Here is a 20884-nt window from a genome sequence, read left to right on the forward strand (position 1 = left end):
GCTGTGAAAAATGATTCTCTACCAGAATTCATAGACATTGCGATTGTGGGAGCGGGTCCTCATGCCCTAGCACTGGTAGCCCACTTACTGCAAAAGAAAAAGTCGATGCGAGGACGTTTCCTAGTTTTCGACCCCAGTGGCACTTGGATGAGTCAATGGAATCATCAGTTTGCCGCCTTAGAAATTCCTCATCTCAGGTCGCCTGCGGTACACCAGCCCGATCCCGATCCTCATGCACTTCGCACCTTTGCGGCCTCCCGCCCTAACGAATTATTTCCGCCCTACGATTTGCCCGGAACTCGGTTGTTTCAAAATTTTTGTCAGGAAGTGATTCGTCGTTCTGCGTTACAGAGTTGTGTGTATTCGGCTGCTGTTGTGCGGGTGGAACCGTTAAACAATCATCGTCGTCCCCGATTTTGTCTAGAATTATCCAATGGTCAAACAATTGTCGCCCGTAGAGTTGTTATAGCTAACGGGGGTGGAAAACCTCATATCCCAGATTGGGTCGGGAAAATTCCCCAGAATTACCCACCTGAGCGCCTGCTGCATTCTCATGCTATTGACTTAAGAAACTTAACACTTGAGGGTGAAAAAGTTCTGATTATTGGAGGTGGGTTAACCAGTGGACATTTAGCAGTTGGTGCGATTCAACGAGGCGCACAGGTTTTACTCATGTCACGACGAACCATATACGAGAAGTTGTTTGATGCTGACCCAGGTTGGCTTGGCCCTAAATACCTCAAAAATTTCTGGGCAGAACCAAATTTACAGATTCGCTATTCTATGATTCAGCAAGCACGCAATGGTGGCTCGATGACTCCTGCTATGCTGACTCAACTACGGCGTTTAGAACGTGATCGGCGTGTTGTGTTTTATGAGCAGTGTCAGGTGTCTAAAGCCCAATGGAATGGTGATAGCTGGCAGATTTTTTGTGATCATCCAGCTATACATGAGTGCATTCACCATCAGAATATCGATCGCATTTGGTTAGCGACCGGAAACCAAATAGATGCGACAAACCATCCCTTGCTTAAAAATGTTCTAGATATTTATCCCACCGAGATTGTGAACGGATTACCTGTTGTGGATGAATACCTGCGCTGGCCTTGTTGTGAGCTATTTGTTATGGGTGGTTTAGCCGCATTGCGGGTGGGACCAACGGCACGAAATCTATCAGGTGCAAGGATGGCGAGCGATCGTATTGTTCGAGCACTGACAAAATCCAGTATTTCACGGGTATAATTTTGTCAGCATCAGGGTCACTGCTCGATCTGCTCATAAAGTTTACTCATAATCTCAGTGAGCAGGTCGATATATTCAACGGTAACAACATTTTTACCGACTCATGCAAGGTTTTTGCCCTATTTTACAACCATCCCTTACACCTGATTCATTTTTTCTTGTCTTCTCCTCCCGTCTGTTCTGGCTTTTCGCCTTTTTTCAGCAAGCCCTACTTATTCGGGTAAACAACGCAGAATTTTAGGAAGTTTCATCGTGAAGGTAGACCCTTTTCCCAACTCACTCGTAACCGATAAATCTCCTCCCATCATTTGGCATAATTTTTGAGTAATAGTTAACCCTAAACCCGTACCTCCATAACGACGAGTTGTGGTTTCATCCGCTTGAGTAAAGGGACTAAAAACCGTTGCTAACTGTTTAGGACTCATGCCAATTCCAGTATCTATCACCTGAAAAATAATCACCGTTGAACAGCTTTTGGGAACATCAGGAAGACAACAAGCACTATTCGTTATTTCTTCATCATTAACCGTGATAAATTCTGGATCTAAGATCAAATCAATATTCTGATTAGACCCGTCTCCTCCTGCTTGCCAAACTTTCAGAATCACTTTCCCCTGTTCTGTAAATTTGCAGGCATTACTCAGAAGATTTAATAAACATTGACGAACTTTAGTTAAGTCGGTGTGCATCAAGTCTATACCTTCTTCCGCCTCTAGGATAAACTGATTAGAATTCTTATCCGCAGCAGGAGCAACAGTAGTTTCCACTTCCCAAAGTAGGGTAGCAATTTTAAAGGTTTCTAAATGAAAATTCATCCGACCCGCTTCAATTTTAGAGAAATCTAAAATTTCGCTAATCAAAGTTAATAAATGTTGTCCCGCTACATAAATATTTTTTAAATCTCCGGCCAATTCATCTTGATGTAACTCTTGGGCATCTTCTATTAATAATTCACTATAACCTAAAATTGCATTCAGGGGAGTTCTTAATTCATGGCTCATATTAGCTAAAAATAAACTTTTAGCATGGTTAGCAGTTTCGGCGGCTTCCTTCGCCATCTTTAATTCTTCCGCTTGTTTACGCTCCGTAATATCATTAGCCATCATCAATAAACAACCAATTCCCCCTAAATCAATTAATTCAATAGACACCAACCAACTTCTAATAATTCCTGATTTTTGGCGAATTTTTAACTCAATATTACCAATTTGATTTTGACTTTTTAATTGTTTTTTAAGTTGCAGATGTTGTTGAGAATCAACCCACAGATTCAGTTGTTCTGGAGTGTGATTTAGTACCTGCTCTCGCTCCCAACCAATTTGACGTAAAAAACTATCATTAACATCTAAAAATAGTTCATCTACCAGAGTCATAATACTAATTCCAATCGGACTAGCACTAAAGGTTTTTGAGAATCTTTCTTCACTAGCCCGTAAAGCAATTTCTGCCTTTTTCCGGTCTGTAATATCTTGAATTGTGCTAGTAATATGACTCCCGGTAATTACCGCCTGTTCAAAAACAATCCGCTCCTCACCGGAGGCTAATTTTAACCGATAATCAATACAATAAGGTTTTTGTTGAAATAAGGCTTGATCAAGGTAATTTTGGACATAACTGCGGTCTTCTGGGTGAACAAATTCCAAAAATTGGGGAAAACTCGGTTTCACATACTTAGCGGTTGTGTCTAAAATCCGATAGAGTTCATCCGACCAAAATAATTCATAGCTGCTAATTTTCAGATCCCAATGACCCAACTTAGCAATCCGTTGAGCATTTGCTAAACTGGTTTCACTGTTTCTGAGGCGAGTTTCTGCTTGTTGGCGTTCTGTCACCGTGGCGGCCAAAACTAACCCCGTAATTGCCATAATCAGGATAAAGGCTTGTAGAGAAAAAATTTGAGGGGTATCCGTACTACGACTAATAAACGGCCCACTTCCCCGTACTACTCCCCAAACTGCAAAACTAGCCGTGATCAAATGACCAATAGCCGTTCCCCGTTGACCAAATCGTAAGGAAGCCCAAACAAAAAACGGAAAAGGCAGATATTCCAGGGGAAAACCGATAAATGCCGACCGAGTTCGAGAACAAAATACAAACCAATTTAGGCCCAATAACAGGAACAACCAAACCCCAACTTCTAACTGACGTAACCAAAAATCCCCAGGAGAGCGTTCAGAAAGGCGTAATCTAGTTGTACCCAGGGATAAACTTTGGGATAAGGCGTTGAGAAAAGACCAGACCGGGGAAGCAGGAGTTTGATAGCGATAGTAATACCGTTGAAATTCGCTACCCCAGGTTAATAATACTGGGGTGATAACTAATACCCCAGTAGCACTTCCTAACCACCCACCAATCCAAATTTGGGTAAAATCTTCCCAAGGTAGCCAACCACTCAAACAAGCTGTGAGGATAGTAAGAGTGGGATTAATCAGCGTAGCAATCATTCCCGCTAAAATAATTAGTCCCAGAACATCTTTGAGGTGTTTGAGTTGGGGAGAAAAGTCAATGCGATGGAGTAATTTACTAACTAAACAGGCTTGTAACGTCACACCACAACTAGACAATACCCCAATAAACAGAGGCATTTGGTCAGTGGCAATTAGGGAAAAAAACGCCCCCAGGGTAATTGCTGGCCAATATTGATAACCACACAACAGAATAATTCCTTGGGCGACTCCCGCATTCGGCCAGAATAGGGCTTGGGTGGAACCCAAGATTAAATATTCAACCGTCACCTTGCCAACTATCCAATAAAATACTGCTATGAAACTAACTATAACTAAGTATCGGCTAGTTTTGACCTGAGTGCGTTTAAGGAATTTCATTTTGGTTGTGAGTAAGCTGATCATAAATATTAGTAGTAGGAATTATTTTTGATTACCACTTAAGTCTTAATTTCTGTATATATACTAATAGTTCACTCTTGAAATTAGATGCTTTTCTTGATTTAATTGGCCTGCGATCAGAATTCATCATTCATGGTTGGAGGTTGGGCGGGGATGGAAGCAATAATCGCATCAATCACCTTACTTACCGGAATAATTTGTAACCCTAAATCCGCCGGACTCTGACCTTTAGGGATAATCGCCCGTTTAAATCCCAGTTTGGCCGCCTCCCTTAACCGTAATTCCAATTGAGACACCGGGCGCACCTGTCCCCCTAAACCGATTTCCCCAATTAAAATCGTCCGAGGGTCAACTACCCGGTCGCGGAAACTCGCTACAATTGCAATCGCTATCCCTAAGTCTGCCGCAGGTTCTTCAACTTTTAAACCCCCCACCGACGCCACATAAGCATCCAATTTAGACAGGGGAATCCCTACCCGTTTTTCCAAAACCGCTAGAATTTGTAATAATCGGCCACTATCTACCCCAGTTGTCGCCCGTCGCGCCGAACCGTAACTGGCTGGACTAACTAAGGCTTGAATTTCCACCACAATCGGCCGAGTTCCTTCTAAAGCTACCACCGTTGAGGTTCCAGGGGAAAAGTCATCTCGATTTCCTAAAAATAATTCTGAGGGATTAGAAACTTCTTTTAATCCATGGGCGACCATTTCAAACACCCCGATTTCATGGGTGGCGCCAAAACGGTTTTTCATCGAACGTAATAAGCGATGGGAAGCAAAGCGATCGCCTTCAAAATATAATACCGTATCAACTAAATGTTCTAACACCCGCGGCCCGGCAATGCCCCCATCTTTGGTGACATGACCGACAATTAATAGGGTAATATTTTCCCGTTTAGCTACTTGCATTAAGGCGGAAGTACATTCACGCACCTGCGCCACCGAACCCGGTGCAGAGGTCAGACTGGAGAAAAAAACCGTCTGAATACTATCAATTACTGCTAACTGCGGTTTTAGGGATTCTAACTCTCTTAAAATCACTTCTAAATCAGTTTCAGGAAGTAAATATAGGTCTTGTTCGGTGATGGGAGTAGCCGCAGATTCTACCTTGGGGTGACGATTTTTAAGTTGTTCGGTAAAGGGATCTGCTGTTGGGGTTGGGGGATGTTGATTACCATTTTCTGGCTTGGTTTCGGTTTCGGTTTCGGTTTCGGTTTCGCTATCGGTAGCAACTTCTAAACGTTGCGATCGCAATTTTACCTGTTGTCCCGATTCTTCCGCCGAGACATATAACACCCGCTTGGTGTGGGAGAGAATATGGGCGACTTGTAATAACAGGGTAGACTTACCAATTCCGGGTTCACCGCCAATTAATACCAAAGAACCCGGCACAATACCACCGCCCAACACCCGATCTAATTCTGCATAACCCGATGGCATTCGAGATTGGGATTGATCAGAAATTTGGGATAATAGAAAAGAAGCACGAGGTTGTCCGGGTTTAGTGGCGGACGGTAGACCCTCTGGGTTTTCTCCCGGGAGGTGACTCCAACTAAAGCGTTGGGAAGGCGTAGGCGCGGGTTGTTCAACTTGTTCTTCTAGGGAATTCCAGGCATGACAAGCGGAGCATCTGCCAAAATATTGAGGAAATTCGGCGCCACATTCGTGACAAACATAAAGGGTGCGAGACTTTGCCATTGTTTACCTAGAATAGTAGAGGGCGATCGCTCCTGATAATCCAACCTGCTGCTTTCATTAATGATACAGGCGATCGCGTTTGTGTCAGTTGGATAAAGAAAGGGCGATCGCACCACTCAGCTTGATTTGTGCGTTTATATTGTTATTAATTTTGCTATTTGGTAGTGCGATATTTACTTATACCTGTTGTGCTTTTCGTCGCAGAACTGACTGAACGTTACTCTTGGTGACTTTTTCTCCGCATACCCGACTGAGAACTTGCCATAACTGAAAGCCAACGAACTTAATGTATTCGGCGTCATAACCAGCGCTTTTGGCAATCTCTGGATAAGAGCGTCCTTCCCAAGTCTGCCGCAATACCAATATGTGAACATCGTTGAGATGCTCTTGTTTGTGAACTGAGTCTAAGAAAAGAACTGCTTCTTCAATAGTCATTTATTTTAATAAAGATTTAACAACTACACCCTACTGGGACGAGCTAGAAGTTTCCGTACCCAAATCTGAAATATTAGAGCGATTATACCTAAATAATTGCTAGAATTGGCATCCAGAATATAACTATTTATAACTTTTTATCACAGACGCAACAAGCTTGTCCGGGTTATCACTGAATCACGGTAGATTCAACCAGTGAATTTCAATGATTAAATAAAAGACGATGAAATACAGAAATATTGCCTCAGCGCTTCTTTTTAGCGCTTTATCTTTCTACTCAATTAATGCAGCGGTTGCCCAAACATCTGGTATTCCATCTCCTATTGATGGTCAACCTATTACCGATGGACCGACAAGTTTCAATTTAGGCTTTGAAGATGACGATCGCATTCCGATGAGAAGTAATGCCTTCCCTTGGAGTGCTATTGGACGAGTTCAAATAGACAATGGTGGACACTGCACCGGAGCCTTGATAGGCAGAGATTTAGTATTGACAAACGCTCATTGTATTTGGGTAGAGGGGCAACGCAGAGGTATCACTTTTGCTCCGAACTACAGAAACGGTCAATCTCCTGAAACAGTAAGGGGAATCCCTTACAGGTGGGGAACAGATAATCCGAACAAAAACCGAAGGGCTGACTGGGCAATAATTCGATTGGAACGACCAATTGGCGATCGTTATGGTTGGTTTGGCTACCAGTCTCTCAACTACCAACAGCTACAGGGTAGAACAGTGACCTACGCTGGGTACTCAACCTTTGGAGATGAAGAGCGTCAGGAGTTCATCAATGGTGAAACGGCACAAGTACATATCGGATGTCGAGTTCGTGACGTTTTTGCCAATGATGGTGTTATTCACACTGACTGTGATAACGGTCGAGGTGGTTCAGGTGGTCCAATTTTCATTTGGCAGAACAAGCAACCAATCATCGTTGGCATCAATGCTGCTGAGTATCGAGGAGAATCAAAGGTAAGTTTTTTTACTCAAAATTACACTCCTGGAGAAGGAAATGTAGGTGTTCCTACTCTTACATTTTCGGAAGATATTCTACAAGCTCGTTCTATACCAGCTTCTCCGCCAGTTGCAGGATATGACCATATACTAAATAAAGTGTCCAATCTCTGCTTAGGAGTCATGGGAGTAGATGGTCATGGGCCTGGGGTAAGGGTTGAGGTTTACCACTGTAACCCTGGTGGTGGTGATGCTGGGAATGACAATCAATGGACAATTAAGGATTTAGGAAATGGATATAGTCACATCATAAATAAGGTTTCTGGTTTGTGCTTAGGAGTCTTAGGAGTAGATGGTCATGGGCCTGGGGTAAGGGTTGAGGTTTACCACTGTAACCCTGGTGGTGGTGATGCTGGGAATGACAATCAATGGACAATTAAGGATTTAGGAAATGGATATAGTCACATCATAAATAAGGTTTCTGGTTTGTGCTTAGGAGTCTTAGGAGTAGATGGTCATGGGCCTGGGGTACCAGTCGAAGTTTTTCACTGCAACCCAGGTAGTGGTGATGATGGGAGTGACAATCAATGGACATTAGGAAAATAGGCTCTTAGTGGCATCGATCCGAGAAAGGCTTGACGATTCAAAAATTCTTATTAGGTAGTAAAGATGAAAAAAAAATCATTAAAGACTATTATTAAATTTACCCAGTGTTTGACTACCTTAAGTTTAACAACAGTGTTAAGCGTGTCAGGTGTAAATACTTTTCCGTTTGCATCTACATCATCTCTATTTCATGGCTCTAAAGCTGAAGCCGCAGTTACTATCCGAGATGATTATGTTTGGCTAGATATGCCACAAACAGGCAATCAAGATGATAACTGGAGTTGTGGCCCAACTTCTGCGGCAAGATTAATTAATTTTTATGGTCATAATGTTAATCGTGATACGTTAGTAAACGCGATTAACCGTGATTTTGTTATCCCCCCTTCTTTTAAGGTTCCTGACCCAACATGGGATAAGCCATGGGGAACTAGAAGAGTAGATATTCGTACAGGAACAACTCCCCACGCACTTCGAGATGTGATGAAAAAATGGGAGGGTGATAATGTTAAGTTGGAGAGAAAAGCTGATTTTAATAACCTTGTTGGTTTATTGCGTCAAGGTAAACCAGTACTTGCTCTTCTTCGTGTTGATTCTACTGAGATTTTGGGAACAACTTGGCCTGTAATGCACTGGGTTGTTGTCAATGGTTTTTCTGCCTCAGAACAGAAGATTTACTTTACAGAAACCGGTGATGGGGAAACTTACGAATATTCCTATGGTGATTTTCAATCAAAGTGGGATTGGCGAGTAGGTACGGGATTGGCAAGTGAAGCACTCCATAAAAATGGAGTTTACTCAAAAACGATGATTTGGGTAGATCGTGTTCCTAGTGAAGTACTAGCTTCTAACCAACCAGATATGCCCAGTGATATATCAGTCAGCCTGGGTAATGGAAAAGTTATCAACTATTTTGAGAGTAATGGAACAGGTACTTTGGCTCGCCAGGATAGTGGAGAAATTCTTCAGCGATATTCTGGTTGGCATACGAGTTGGGATCAGATTGTTGCTATCAGAACAGATATGGTTCTCTTCTACGATCGTGAGGCTGGAAAAGGTGAGATATACCGCATCGAGCCTCAAGGAAACTTAACATTCCTTTATCGTTACGATGGTTGGCGCAAAACTTGGAGCAATATCTCAAGTTTAGGAAACAGTAGAGTTAGATTCGTGGATGATAATAATCATTCAGAAATTTACTCGGTTAACGATGATGGAGTCTTTTTTGATGCTAACTAGGCGATCGCTCTTTTAAGTTGGTATGGCGAAGTGCGAGCGCTTCTTGGTTATCTGGAATAAGAGGAGATGTAAACGCTGCAATTAACATCAAGGTCGCCGGAGGACTTTCGGAGACTTTAAACGGACGGGGAGATTGTCTAAGATCTAAACACTTAGGTTGTGATCGGCGAAGCGTCAACCCGTCAAACTTTCAGCAATTATCAATTTTTGATCTGTTGAAGTAGTTGGAATCCCCTGCGTTCTACCCATGGGCAGGATGTCAACTGGACGTGAGATCCCGATGGCTAGTTAGGTACAATTAGGGATCTGCTGAGGATTCTATTAATGATAAGGGAAAAAAATCAATACATTTTTCAAAGTAAACTTAACATAAGTTTAGATTGGTCGAGTGCACTCGCACCAGCCGCGAGTTGATGTCGTCGGTTATAAGCCTTACTAAAAGGGGATCAGTGTAGGTATATCCTAGAAATCCCCTAGATTCAAAGGGTGCGAGTCTTACTGTTGTTCTATCAAAACTGTAACTTAATCCAACTAAGGGAGCGTTGAAATCCATTGGAAAATCATAAAGAAAAAATTTTGGTGGTTGATGATGAGGCCAGTATCCGCCGGATTTTAGAAACTCGCCTTTCCATGATTGGTTACGAGGTCGTAACCGCAGCCGATGGAGAAGAAGCCTTAGATATCTTCCGCAAAACTAACCCTGATTTAGTGGTTTTGGATGTGATGATGCCCAAATTAGACGGGTATGGCGTCTGTCAGGAGTTACGCAAGGAATCCGATATTCCTATTATCATGTTAACAGCATTGGGGGATGTGGCGGATAGGATTACGGGGCTAGAGTTAGGGGCGGATGATTATGTGGTTAAACCCTTCTCTCCCAAGGAGCTTGAAGCTAGAATTCGCTCGGTATTACGCCGCATTGATAAAAATGGAACTTCGGGTATTCCCAGTTCCGGTGTCATTCAGGTTAGTAATATTAGAATTGATACTAACAAACGACAGGTTTACAAGGGAGATGAACGCATCCGTTTAACCGGGATGGAATTTAGTTTATTAGAACTCTTAGTTAGTCGTTCTGGTGAACCTTTTTCTCGTTCTGAAATTTTACAAGAAGTTTGGGGATATACCCCAGAACGTCATGTTGATACCAGGGTGGTGGATGTTCATATTTCTCGCCTCCGCGCCAAGTTAGAAGATGATCCGAGTAATCCCGAATTAATCTTAACCGCAAGAGGAACAGGCTATCTTTTCCAACGGATTATTGAACCGGGAGAAGTCGGCTAAAAACAGGATTCTGCTCCCCCTAAATCCCCCTTAAAAAAGGGGGACTTTAATTTTTAAATTACCTATTCCCGATCACGGATTTAAAAGGATTTCACGGATTTTAATCTGTGTTAATCTGCGTAATTCTCTTAAATCCGCGATCCCTATTCCCCACTATATTTTGAAAAATTAAAATAGAATCATGGCAAAATCAGATCGAAATCAGATATTAAGATTACTGCCTATTTTTGCGGGTAGTTTGGGTGGGGTACTCCTCCTAATCAATCGGCTCTTGACCCCCGAATTATTTAACTCTCAAGCCCGTTCCGATGCCTTGGGGGTGATTTTAAGTGCGGTGTTGATTTTAACGGGGTTATTGTGGCAACAAATTCAACCAAAATCACCGGATGCTGTGGATTTAATCGGAGAACAAGGCTTTGAATTAAAACCGGATTTACCGGAATTAGTTCAAGCGGAATTAGCCTGGGCTTCTCATTTATTATTAACTAATACCGTCACCCGTTCTATTGTAGTTTATTATCAGGGGGAAGTGTTATTAAGGCGAGGAGTATTAGGAAATAATCCTGATGTTAAACCTGGGCCAATTTTACAACGGGTGATAGACAAACAGAAACCGATTTATTTAGTGAATTTAGCCTTATATCCGGGTAGAATTGAATTTGATTATTTACCCGAAAATACCCAGGGTGTAATTTGTCAACCCCTTGGGAATTACGGCGTTTTAATTCTGGGTGCTAATGCTCCTCGGAGTTATACCCAACAGGATGAAAATTGGGTCGCGGGGATAGGAGATAAGTTAACTTATACATTATCTAATCTCCTCAATCAATCTTCAATTCTGACCTGATGGCGGGGTTATTCAGTCGCACACAAAAATAAAACCGATATCGGTCTATTTTAAGATAATATTGTTAACAATTCTGGATAACCGAATGTTAGTTTGGGAGTTGAGGTCATGGAAATTATATTTGAGTCTACGGAACAATTTGAGGCGGATTTAAAGAACCATAGTGAAGCGGAACATGATATTATTGTACAACAACTTCATGAATATTCTGCCTTATTATTAGAAGATAAAAGGGATCAAGAAAGAAAAATCCATCAGTTTCATCAATTTGATGGCTTAGAGGATTATGGGTCATCTCTCTATTCTTTTATTGTTAATTATTACCTACGAGTGATTTTAACAATTGATGATGATCCTTTATTTGATCGGATAATTATTACTTTATTTAGAGTAGTTGATAGTCAGTTTGTGGCTGAAATTTATCAACAAGTTGGAGAATCAATTTATCAGTCTTTCTTACCCACCAAACCCTTAACGGAGATCAAATCAAATCATGTTACAGTCGCCACCATCACTCATTGATGAACGCGGGATTATTCGCCAAGCTCTAAAACTGCTTCCTTTGCAATTACGAGGTCGATTTTTGGAGGTTTTAGCCGAACTTCAAGACGAATCTTGCTATCGCCATCAACGGTTTTATAAAACCAAACTCAAACGCATTAAGGGGACACAAATTCCCCTTTATTGTGCAAAAATTGATGATGCCGAAAACTGGAAACTCTATGTATCTTATCAAGAGGGCAAATTGTATTTAGAGAATATTATTCATCCTATTCCTAAAGCCAATAAAGATAGTTTAGATATCATTGCCGAATTGAATGATTTTTAGGAGGGAACAGGTAATAGGTAATAGGTAATAGGTAATAGGTAATAGGAAGGAGGATTGATATTTCACCGTCTAGGTTTGATGATCAATCTTTGTCCTAACTGTTAGGCGCGACGGCTAATAAGTGAACTATTACCCATTACCCATTACCCGTTACCCGTTACCCGTTACCCGTTACCCGTTACCCATTAACCATTACCTATCTTTAAGACGGGTAGACCTGTCGATAATAGGCTTGATATTCTTCTGATAATAAGGGTTCCCACCAAGTCCGGTGAGTTAAATACCAGCCAATAGTTTGACGTAACCCTTCTTCAACAGTTACTAACGGAGCCCAGCCTAATTCCGTTTTAATTTTAGTCGCATCAATGGCATATCTTCGATCATGTCCAGCCCTATCTTTAACAAAGGTAATTAATTGCTTAGAAGGTTTTACGGGTAAATGGACAGCCAATTCATCCATAATCCGACATAACATTTTAACTAAATCAATATTCTTAACTTCATTATTTCCCCCAATATTATAAGTTTCCCCAATTCTTCCGTTATGAATTACCGCATCTAAAGCCCGACAATGATCTAAAACATACAACCAATCTCGCACATTTTCACCATCGCCATAAACTGGAAGGGGTTTTCCTAATAAAGCGTTAATACACATTAACGGAATTAGTTTTTCAGGATAATGATAGGGGCCATAATTATTAGAACAATTAGTAATAATTGTCGGCATTCCATAGGTATGATAATAGGCCCTGGCTAGATGATCACTGCCCGCTTTTGAGGCAGAATAGGGACTATTAGGAGTATAAGGAGTCTGTTCAGTAAAAGCATGATCATTCGGGCCCAGACTTCCATAAACTTCATCGGTAGAAACGTGCAGAAACCGATAATGTTCCGGTTGACCCTGGGCTATCCAATATTGACGGAAGGCTTCTAAAAGAGTAAATGTGCCGACTACATTGGTTTGTACAAAAGCACCGGGGCCAATAATTGACCGATCAACGTGGGATTCTGCGGCAAAATGGGCAATAGTATTGATCTGTTCTTCTTTTAATAAACTATCAATTAAAGGGCGATCGCAAATATCCCCTTGCACAAATCGAAAATTAGGGTTATGTTCCAAACTAACAATATTTTGCAGATTTCCCGCATAGGTCAAAGCATCTAAAACCACAATCCGGTCATCGGGATAGGCACTAAACCAATGATGCACAAAGTTTGAGCCAATAAACCCCGCCCCCCCCGTAATCAGAATGCAATGGGGTGAGCGATTGCTCGTGTTATCGTAACTATACTGAACGGCCAAGGTTATATCCTCCCAATATCTGCCTATAAAAATAATACTGAAAATTCTATTTCAAGCCCTGATCCGATAAACTCTTGATCATTGTACTCGTTGCAGTGGCTGACTAAGGGAAATTGTGCCAAAAAACATAAAGTTGATATTGACCCTAAAATACCAGTTAATCATAAGATATTAAAGTGGCTGTGAGGAAAGCGGAGTGAGTGACTATCAGACTATCGCCTTGGCAAAAACTGGCGATCCCAAAGCGATCGCAATTTTAATCAATCAAGCGTTACAATCTAAGGGCGTGAGCGCAAAGGTGACTCGTCAAGACCACCATCTCCAGGTTGTTTTGGTGTCTGAGCAACTTCCTGATGCTCAAGGGAGTGTTCGGGTTGTCCAAAATGGGTTAATGCGGTTACAATCCCCTGTGATTGGGTCGGTGACAATTTCGGGAATCTGTCGCGGCAAAAAAAAATCCGGCTGGACACAAACTCTAGTCTTGCGGGAATTTATCCCAGAACCTCCAAAACCTCCAAAACCTCCAAAACCTCCAAAAAATCAGCAGATAGGGTTATCCTTTCCGAAAGTGACCTTTCCTGCCCTAAAAGTTACCCTTCCTAAACCTCAAGTTTCTATTTCTAAGCCTTGGTTAATTGTGGGTTCTGTTAGTTTAATGGTTTTGCCCCTATCGGGAATTCTATTTAATCAAAATCAAGAAAAAATTAATACTTTTTTAACGGAAATCCCCCAAGCAATATCTTCAAGTTTAGCTCAAATTCCCGCCTTTTCTTTTTCAGCAGAAAACATTACCACACCTAACCCAACTTCCACAACCGCAACCCTAAAAAATCTCAATCAAGTATCTCAATTAGCTCTAAAAACCCTAGAAAATCCCATTAGTCCAGATTTAAGAATTACCATTCGCGCCGTCGGTGATATTATTCCTGGGACGAATTACCCTTCTAATAAATTACCTGCTAATAAAGCCGCTTTATTTTCGGGAGTTAAATCGGAATTGAAAGGGGATATTGTGTTTGGAAATTTTGAAAGCACTTTAACTAAATATCCTAATAGTGCAAAAAATATCGGTCGCGGGTTAGTCTTTGCTTTTCGGACTCCTCCCGAATATACGACTTTACTTAAGGATGCGGGGTTTAATATTTTAAGTGTGGCTAATAATCATTCTTTTGATTTTTTTGAAACCGGGTTTAAAGATACGATTAAAAATATTAATAAGCTAGGGATGAAGGCTGTAGGAGAAAAGGGAAAAATTGTTTATGATGAAGTTAAAGGGGTAAAAACAGCTTATATTGCTTTTAGTAATTATGATTATCATAATAATTTAAGCGAGATTGAAGCAGGGAAAAAATTAGTGGCACAAGCTCAAAAAAATGCCGATTTTGTGGTTATTTCTTTTCATGGTGGGGCGGAGGGAACTGGAGCTTTAAATGTGAGGAATAAAACGGAATATTTCTATGGGGAAAATCGCGGAAATTTGGTTCTCTTTACCCATAGTATGATTGATGCTGGGGCTGATTTAATATTGGGACATGGCCCCCATGTTCCCAGGGCTTTGGAGTTATATAAAGGAAAATTAATTGCTTATTCTCTTGGTAATTTTATGGGATATCGAACTTTATCAACCAGTGGGGAGTTAGGATATTCTTTGATTTTGGAAGCAAAAGTTAATCCTCAAGGAGATTTTATTGAGGGTAAAATTATTCCTGTCCAGTTAGACTCCCAAGGGATTCCCAATTTAGATAATCGTGATAAAAGTATTAATTTAATTCGGAATCTTACCGAAAAAGACTTTCCTAAAACCCCTTTAAAAATTGATAATAATGGCCAGATTTTGATCAAAAAACCTTAGTAGAGACGTGCCATGGCGCGTCTCTACGGATTTCTGCTATACTATGTAACGAATTGTAAAAAAACATCCATTTTTGTCATTGATATGATTTCTGAACCTCTTGTCGTTTCCCCGATTTATATTGTTGTTGTTACTTCAACGGTCTTAGCCGTGTTATGGGGTATCATTTTTAAAGATATGTTGGAATATCGGGTTGATCTCTGGAGTGATAGCCCGCAACCCTCAACTTCTATTAATTATAAAACCCCCAATTTAATTATTGCTTATTTGGGGATGACCCTATTAATTCTAGTCTCCGTCAGTTCTAGTTTAGCCGTCTTTATCGGCGTCTATTGGATTGCGGGAGTTATGGGTTTAGTGGTTGTAATTCCAACTGCATTATTAATTTGGTTTCAACTGGGTTCAATGCTAAAGTTATTAGCCACAAAAGGCTACGCAGCCATTGATATTGATACCCTATTTACTGAGCAATCTTCTGAACAAATACAGAATCCAACTGTTAGTAAAAGTGAAAGTTAATTAATTTTCTCTAATTGTTGTTGAAGGTTGGGGGAAGCCCTGAAGGGCTTACTACGGTTGGGGGAAGCCCTGAAGGGCTTACTACGATTGGGGACTTGAAGCCCTGAAGGGCTTACTACGGTTTGGGACTTGACAGAAATACCACTCATCAACGATAATAGGAGATTGTGTCTAAACCTTGCTCGGAACAGGTGCAGACATGGCAAAGGCTCAAAACAGGGGAAAGTGAATTGGCTCTTGAGAGGGTGAAAACACTTTGAACCGTTGAGCTACCTGTACGGCAACCTTAACCCAAAATTACATGACTTACGCAATTATTGAAACAGGCGGTAAACAAATCAAAGTAGAACCCGGTCGTTTCTACGATATTGAACTGTTACCCGTCGATGAAAATGAATCCGTTATCATTGATAAAGTTCTGTTAGTCAATCATGATGGTGAAGTTCAAATTGGCCAGCCCTTAGTGAATGGGGCTACCGTGGAAGGGACTGTACTGCGCCATCTGCGGGGACGCAAAATCATCGTTTATAAAATGCGTCCGAAAAAGAAAACCCGCAAAAAACAAGGTCATCGTCAAGAAATTACCCGTTTGATGATTGAATCTATTAGTCTAAATGGGTCTGTGGTGGCGAAGCGGGAAGAAGAACCCGCAGAACCTGCAACAACAGAAGCATAAAATTAGATTGTGATTGAATATCTGAAATACTGATCATTTAATTAGGAGAATAAAATGGCTCATAAGAAAGGTACGGGTAGCACTCGTAACGGTCGCGATTCTAACGCCCAGCGCTTGGGTGTCAAACGTTTTGGCGGTCAAGCGGTACGCGCTGGTAATATTTTAGTGCGTCAACGGGGTTGCAAATTCCACCCGGGTAATAACGTGGGTATCGGAAGTGATGATACTTTATTTGCTAAAGTTGATGGTGTGGTTTGCTTTGAACGTAAAGGCAAAACCCGCAAAAAAATTAGTGTTTATCCTGTGATTGAAGCTGAACCTGTGGCTGTTGAAGCTTAATTAATAAAAACCTGGTTTTATTGAATTCTGAAGCGGGCTAATATAGCCCGTTTTTTATAATATAGAACCCCTCCCTAGTCCTCCCATTAGTAAGGGGAGGGTTGGGAGGGGTCAAGAAAAATATCAATATCATAACTCATTTAGGATTGCTATAGTTGAATCTCATCACTCTTGAAAAAGAGAAGTATTTTTTGGGATTTTGTTAAATTCGCCACACAATTAACAGACTCTAATATGTTAAATATTACAGTGTTTCAGTTCATACAACTGAATTAGTTAAAATTTCATATTCTCTCAACAGTCATGGGCATTTATTAGTTGCTCAAAATAATTTAAAGGGTTATTATCTATGAAAAACATCTCACCGGATAACCATCATATTCTCTTTGATGATTGTCGTTCAAAGGTTGATTTAAACCAACTTCAAACCCTATTTAAAATTGCTGCATTTTGGGCAAAAGATCGCAGCCCAGAAGACCTAAAAATTGCAATTGAAAATAGCGAGCCTGTAGTTACAGTTTGGGATTATGAACAAATGATTGGGTTTGCTAGAGCCACCTCCGATGGTATTTATCGAGCTAGTATTTGGGATGTGGTGATTCATCCGAATTATCAAGGGAGTGGATTAGGTCGAAAATTAGTTCAAACGGTATTAAGTCATCCTAAAATGTGTCGAGTTGAACGAATTTATTTGATGACAACCCATCAACAAAAATTTTATGAACGCATTGGGTTTGAATATAATTCAACGACCACAATGGTTCTTAATAATCAACCCTTAGAAATTAATAGTCAAAAAATAGAATTAACCACTGTTAGTCCTTGAGCTTGGTCGGGGCGAGGTCTTCTCGCCCTAACCGGACTCGCAGGTGACAAAAACCCCTGACCATGAAACACTAGAAAATTGAATATTCACCCATCAGATATCAAACCCATGACAGTCAGCACAACCTCGGAACCGGAATTGATGTCCCGCGTGATTAATGGGATTTTAGCGATTAAACCCCTCAGTAATTTTGCTAAACACCAAGCCCGACAAATGATGATTAAACGGGCCGAAGCCATGGGAGTTCCTTGGCGACAACAGACCCAAACTTTATTATCACGGAATTGGGATGCGGAATTAACCCAAGTCCAAAACCCCAATCTGCAATATCCTGATTATTATGTGACTTCCTTCCACGCTTATGAGAAAGGAAATCTAAGTTGGCAAGCCGCCGTGGAAGTGGAGGTGGCCGCATACTCGGTTCATGCTAAAATCTGGCCAGAAGCCGGGGCGAAGGGGGATGCCAAACTCCGCCAGAGTTATCATGATCTTTTAAAAGCTCAATTACCTACTCCTCCCCAGGATATTGTGGATTTGGGATGTAGCGTCGGGATGAGTACCTTCGCCCTACAAGAAATCTATCCAGAAGCGAAGATGACAGGTGTAGATTTATCGCCCTATTTTTTAGCGATCGCAACTTATAATACACAAAAACAATCTAACTTGAAATATACCCCAAAATGGGTTCATGCGAAAGCCGAATCAACGGGTTTACCTAGTGGCTCTTTTGACTTAATTTCCCTGTGTTTAATTTGTCACGAATTACCCCAATCTCCCACCCGTGAAATCTTGCAAGAAGCACGGCGGCTATTGCGTCCGGAGGGTCATCTAGCAATTATGGATATGAACCCGAAATCGGAAATGTTCAAGAAAATGCCCCCCTATATTTTCACCTTGTTAAAAAGTACAGAACCCTATTTAGATGAATATTTCACCTTAGACATAGAACAAGCTATTATAGATGCCGGATTTCAACGTCCTACGGTTAATTTTAATAGCCCTCGTCACCGAACTATTATTGCCTCGGTTGGGTAGCTTTAAGATCATTAATCACAACAAATCCTGTCGAGTTGCTCAAATTCCTCTGTTCCCAAGTGGCAATTTCCCTAGAAAATAGTTAACTCTATTCTGAAATTTTTTCTTGAATTAATGATCTAAATTCCTTTTCCGCTTCAATTTCATCCTGTTGGGCTTTTGCTAAGAAATGATATAAATATTCCTTTTCAACTCCAGGAAAAGTAGGACTGCGATCGCGCTCTTGATAGGTCTTTTCTTGCAGTTGGTAAATCCGCCATTCTTGACCATTATAACTCCAAAATTCAGGAACTCCCATGGCTGCATACAGGCACTTTTTATCAATATCGGTGTGGGTAATATCGACTTCTACCACGAGATCCGGGGCGGGATCTTCAGCTAAATTGACTTTACGCCCCGCTACTTTCGCCTGATTTTGAATATAGTAAGCATTATCCGGTTCAGCCCCTCGATCTAAGTCTTCTCGAGTTAGAGTTGTGGATCTCATGGATTTGAGCTTCATGCCCATTTCTCCTACTAGAATACGGATAAATAAACCTATCAATTCACTAGCAAATTCATGACTTTCTAAAGGCATACTAATTTCAAGAATTCCATGATCATAAGTTAGACGGGCGGCTCGACTTTCGGGTAAGGCGCCGAGAATTTGTTGATATCCTTGCCAAGTTAAACCTCGCAGGGTGACGCGCTTTTCGCCCACAGGTGAGGAGTGAATTTGAGGTGCGGTAGCTACCATATTATTAGGCTTGGGATTAATTTTGTGTATTGTTATTATAAACAAGATTCAAATTAAAGTGATTTTTTGGCAATTTTTTCTTGAATTAATGATCTAAATTCTTTTTCTGCTTCAATTTCATCCTGTTGGGCTTTTGCTAAGAAATTATATAAATATTCTTTTTTAACCCCAGGAAAAGTAGGACTGCGATCGCACTCTTGATAGGTCTTTTCTTGTAGTTGGTAAATCCGCCATTCTTGACCATTATAACTCCAAAATTCAGGCACATCTATGGCTGCATACAGGCGATTTTTGTCAATATCAGTGTGAGTAATATCGACTTCTACTACGAGATCCGGGGCGGGATCTTCAGCTAAATTGACTGTACGCCCCGCTACTTTCGCCTGATTTTGAATATAGTAAGCATTATCCGGTTCAGCCCCTCGATCTAAGTCTTCTCGATTCAAGGTGGTCGATCCCATAGTTTTAATCTTCATACCCATCTCAAATATGAGAATGATGATAAAACGTTCAATCAGTCGCAGGGCAAATTCATGACTTTCTAAAGGCATACTAATTTCAAGAATTCCATGATCATAAGTTAGACGGGCGGCTCGACTTTCGGGTAAGGCGTGAAGAATTTGTTGATATCCTTGCCAGGTTAAGCCTCGCAGGGTGACGCGCTTTTCGCCCACAAGTGATTGTTGAATTGGGGGTGCGGTAGCTACCATATTATTAGGTTTAGGATTGATTTTGTGTATTATTATTATAATTCATATTAAGTGTAGGATAGAAACCCCTTAAAATTCATCGGGAAAGTCATCCGCAGGATTTCCTAATAATTTAAGAATAGTCTCAACATTATTTAACTCTCCAACAATTCGACGGACGGGTTTCGGCCAGACTTTAATTAAGGTGGGGGTAGCGGAAATTTGGTCGGCTTCTGCTAAGTCGGGATGTTTTAAAACATCAATCACTTTTAAAGTGTAAGGATGACTAATCGAACCTTCTAAAAGTTGATGTAGGGTTTTTAGGGTTTTTTCTGTCACCAGACTATGACCGGAGACAAATAACCGTAAAATATAGCCTTTAGTTTGATTCAGTTCGGGTTGAGGAGACAAATTGAGTGTAACAGTATAAGGTTGGGGTTCCGACAGGTTTTCGGTACTTGGGAAATCATGACTCAAATTGTTTTTTTTGACCTGAACAATTAGATCATGATTTTCCCACAATTTGGGAAACTGCTCATAGTAAGTCGCAATAATTAAAGGGTTACAAACTTCTTCGGAATTTTTTATAGGTTGCCAAACTAAATCCCCTGTATCAAACAGGGTATTTAATAAGGTTTGGTATTGCAGAACTGGGGGATAGGCTTCTGCAGAAAACTGAATCTCCTGGGTTTGGGGGTTGACCCATTGATCATAGGTAGCGGTATAGCAAGGAATTAAAAAATGAGGTGGTTCAGGTAAACTCAGGAATTCTTGTAAATAAATACAAAGATCAGAATGCCAACGACGCTGTTTATTCGGATCGATACAATAGACTAAATCTCCCCCAGGGGTGAATAAAGCGATCGCTTTAAATGAATGATTGACCGTAGATTGAAATAAATTCAAGGTATCATTCCATTTGTAGGTAAACG

The 20884-nt window shown here is 40.9% G+C and carries 20 protein-coding genes; 13 read left to right on the forward strand and 7 right to left on the reverse strand.

Annotated features, from left to right (window positions below; all coding sequences use genetic code 11):
* Nucleotides 1–3: 3 nt before the first annotated feature.
* On the forward strand, nt 4–1242 hold the full coding sequence (locus NMG86_RS19010; protein ID WP_026796270.1) for a SidA/IucD/PvdA family monooxygenase: 1239 nt from the start codon (nt 4–6) through the stop codon (nt 1240–1242).
* 212 nt (nt 1243–1454) lie between these two features.
* Here the strand turns inward: NMG86_RS19010 and NMG86_RS19015 are convergent, their stop codons facing one another.
* From NMG86_RS19015 to NMG86_RS19025, 3 genes are all read right to left on the reverse strand, one after another.
* The gene (locus NMG86_RS19015) at nt 1455–4091 is read right to left on the reverse strand and encodes a sensor histidine kinase (RefSeq protein WP_043939089.1); all 2637 of its coding nucleotides are present in this window, start codon (nt 4089–4091) and stop codon (nt 1455–1457) included.
* Between the two features lie 113 nt (nt 4092–4204).
* A complete protein-coding gene (radA, locus tag NMG86_RS19020) occupies nt 4205–5785 on the reverse strand; it encodes a DNA repair protein RadA (RefSeq protein WP_026796272.1) in 1581 nt (526 codons plus the stop codon).
* A 177-nt stretch (nt 5786–5962) separates the two neighbouring features.
* Nucleotides 5963–6220, reverse strand: coding sequence for a helix-turn-helix domain-containing protein (locus NMG86_RS19025; RefSeq protein WP_026796273.1), 258 nt, complete (start codon nt 6218–6220; stop codon nt 5963–5965).
* 394 nt (nt 6221–6614) lie between these two features.
* On the opposite strand from NMG86_RS19025, the gene NMG86_RS19030 reads away from it, so the two are divergent.
* From NMG86_RS19030 to NMG86_RS19055, 6 genes are all read left to right on the forward strand, one after another.
* The gene (locus NMG86_RS19030) at nt 6615–7778 is read left to right on the forward strand and encodes an RICIN domain-containing protein (protein ID WP_498606935.1); all 1164 of its coding nucleotides are present in this window, start codon (nt 6615–6617) and stop codon (nt 7776–7778) included.
* Between the two features lie 63 nt (nt 7779–7841).
* Nucleotides 7842–9014 (forward strand): C39 family peptidase, encoded by a 1173-nt coding sequence (locus NMG86_RS19035; protein ID WP_026796274.1) that lies wholly within the window; start codon nt 7842–7844, stop codon nt 9012–9014.
* 552 nt (nt 9015–9566) lie between these two features.
* Nucleotides 9567–10298: a response regulator transcription factor RpaB gene (rpaB, locus tag NMG86_RS19040; RefSeq protein ID WP_026796275.1), complete on the forward strand. Its 732-nt coding sequence runs from the start codon at nt 9567–9569 to the stop codon at nt 10296–10298.
* A gap of 181 nt (nt 10299–10479) precedes the next feature.
* Entirely contained in the window at nt 10480–11145 is a 666-nt protein-coding gene (locus NMG86_RS19045) for a cofactor assembly of complex C subunit B (protein ID WP_026796276.1), read from the forward strand.
* Between the two features lie 108 nt (nt 11146–11253).
* On the forward strand, nt 11254–11667 hold the full coding sequence (locus tag NMG86_RS19050; RefSeq protein ID WP_043939085.1) for a hypothetical protein: 414 nt from the start codon (nt 11254–11256) through the stop codon (nt 11665–11667).
* Nucleotides 11639–11974 (forward strand): hypothetical protein, encoded by a 336-nt coding sequence (locus tag NMG86_RS19055; protein ID WP_026796277.1) that lies wholly within the window; start codon nt 11639–11641, stop codon nt 11972–11974. The genes NMG86_RS19050 and NMG86_RS19055 overlap by 29 nt, the downstream gene beginning before the upstream one ends.
* Before the next feature lie 202 nt (nt 11975–12176).
* On the opposite strand, the gene rfbB is transcribed toward NMG86_RS19055, so the two are convergent.
* Nucleotides 12177–13280 carry a dTDP-glucose 4,6-dehydratase gene (gene rfbB, locus NMG86_RS19060; RefSeq protein WP_026796278.1) on the reverse strand — a complete coding sequence of 368 codons (1104 nt, stop codon included), beginning with the start codon at nt 13278–13280 and terminating at the stop codon, nt 12177–12179.
* Nucleotides 13281–13476: 196 nt separating this feature from the next.
* On the opposite strand from rfbB, the gene NMG86_RS19065 reads away from it, so the two are divergent.
* From NMG86_RS19065 to NMG86_RS19090, 6 genes are all read left to right on the forward strand, one after another.
* Entirely contained in the window at nt 13477–15132 is a 1656-nt protein-coding gene (locus tag NMG86_RS19065) for a CapA family protein (RefSeq protein ID WP_026785601.1), read from the forward strand.
* Nucleotides 15133–15216: 84 nt separating this feature from the next.
* The gene (locus tag NMG86_RS19070) at nt 15217–15651 is read left to right on the forward strand and encodes a hypothetical protein (RefSeq protein WP_026785600.1); all 435 of its coding nucleotides are present in this window, start codon (nt 15217–15219) and stop codon (nt 15649–15651) included.
* Between the two features lie 301 nt (nt 15652–15952).
* Nucleotides 15953–16327 (forward strand): 50S ribosomal protein L21, encoded by a 375-nt coding sequence (rplU, locus tag NMG86_RS19075; RefSeq protein WP_026785599.1) that lies wholly within the window; start codon nt 15953–15955, stop codon nt 16325–16327.
* A gap of 54 nt (nt 16328–16381) precedes the next feature.
* On the forward strand, nt 16382–16666 hold the full coding sequence (rpmA, locus tag NMG86_RS19080) for a 50S ribosomal protein L27 (RefSeq protein ID WP_026785598.1): 285 nt from the start codon (nt 16382–16384) through the stop codon (nt 16664–16666).
* Nucleotides 16667–17015: 349 nt separating this feature from the next.
* Complete coding sequence (locus NMG86_RS19085) at nt 17016–17492, forward strand: GNAT family N-acetyltransferase (RefSeq protein ID WP_026785597.1); 477 nt, start codon at nt 17016–17018, stop codon at nt 17490–17492.
* Between the two features lie 108 nt (nt 17493–17600).
* Nucleotides 17601–18527 carry a class I SAM-dependent methyltransferase gene (locus tag NMG86_RS19090; RefSeq protein ID WP_026796279.1) on the forward strand — a complete coding sequence of 309 codons (927 nt, stop codon included), beginning with the start codon at nt 17601–17603 and terminating at the stop codon, nt 18525–18527.
* Nucleotides 18528–18615: 88 nt separating this feature from the next.
* Here NMG86_RS19090 and NMG86_RS19095 read toward each other — a convergent pair whose 3' ends face one another.
* The 3 genes from NMG86_RS19095 to NMG86_RS19105 form a co-directional block, all read right to left on the reverse strand.
* The gene (locus NMG86_RS19095) at nt 18616–19263 is read right to left on the reverse strand and encodes a Uma2 family endonuclease (RefSeq protein WP_026796280.1); all 648 of its coding nucleotides are present in this window, start codon (nt 19261–19263) and stop codon (nt 18616–18618) included.
* 53 nt (nt 19264–19316) lie between these two features.
* A complete protein-coding gene (locus NMG86_RS19100) occupies nt 19317–19973 on the reverse strand; it encodes a Uma2 family endonuclease (protein ID WP_026796281.1) in 657 nt (218 codons plus the stop codon).
* A gap of 69 nt (nt 19974–20042) precedes the next feature.
* Nucleotides 20043–20858, reverse strand: a complete 816-nt coding sequence (locus NMG86_RS19105; protein WP_026796282.1) for a circadian clock KaiB family protein — start codon at nt 20856–20858, stop codon at nt 20043–20045.
* Nucleotides 20859–20884 lie beyond the last annotated feature (26 nt).

Source organism: Planktothrix rubescens CCAP 1459/22 (assembly GCA_904830895.1).
GTDB lineage: Bacteria > Cyanobacteriota > Cyanobacteriia > Cyanobacteriales > Microcoleaceae > Planktothrix > Planktothrix agardhii.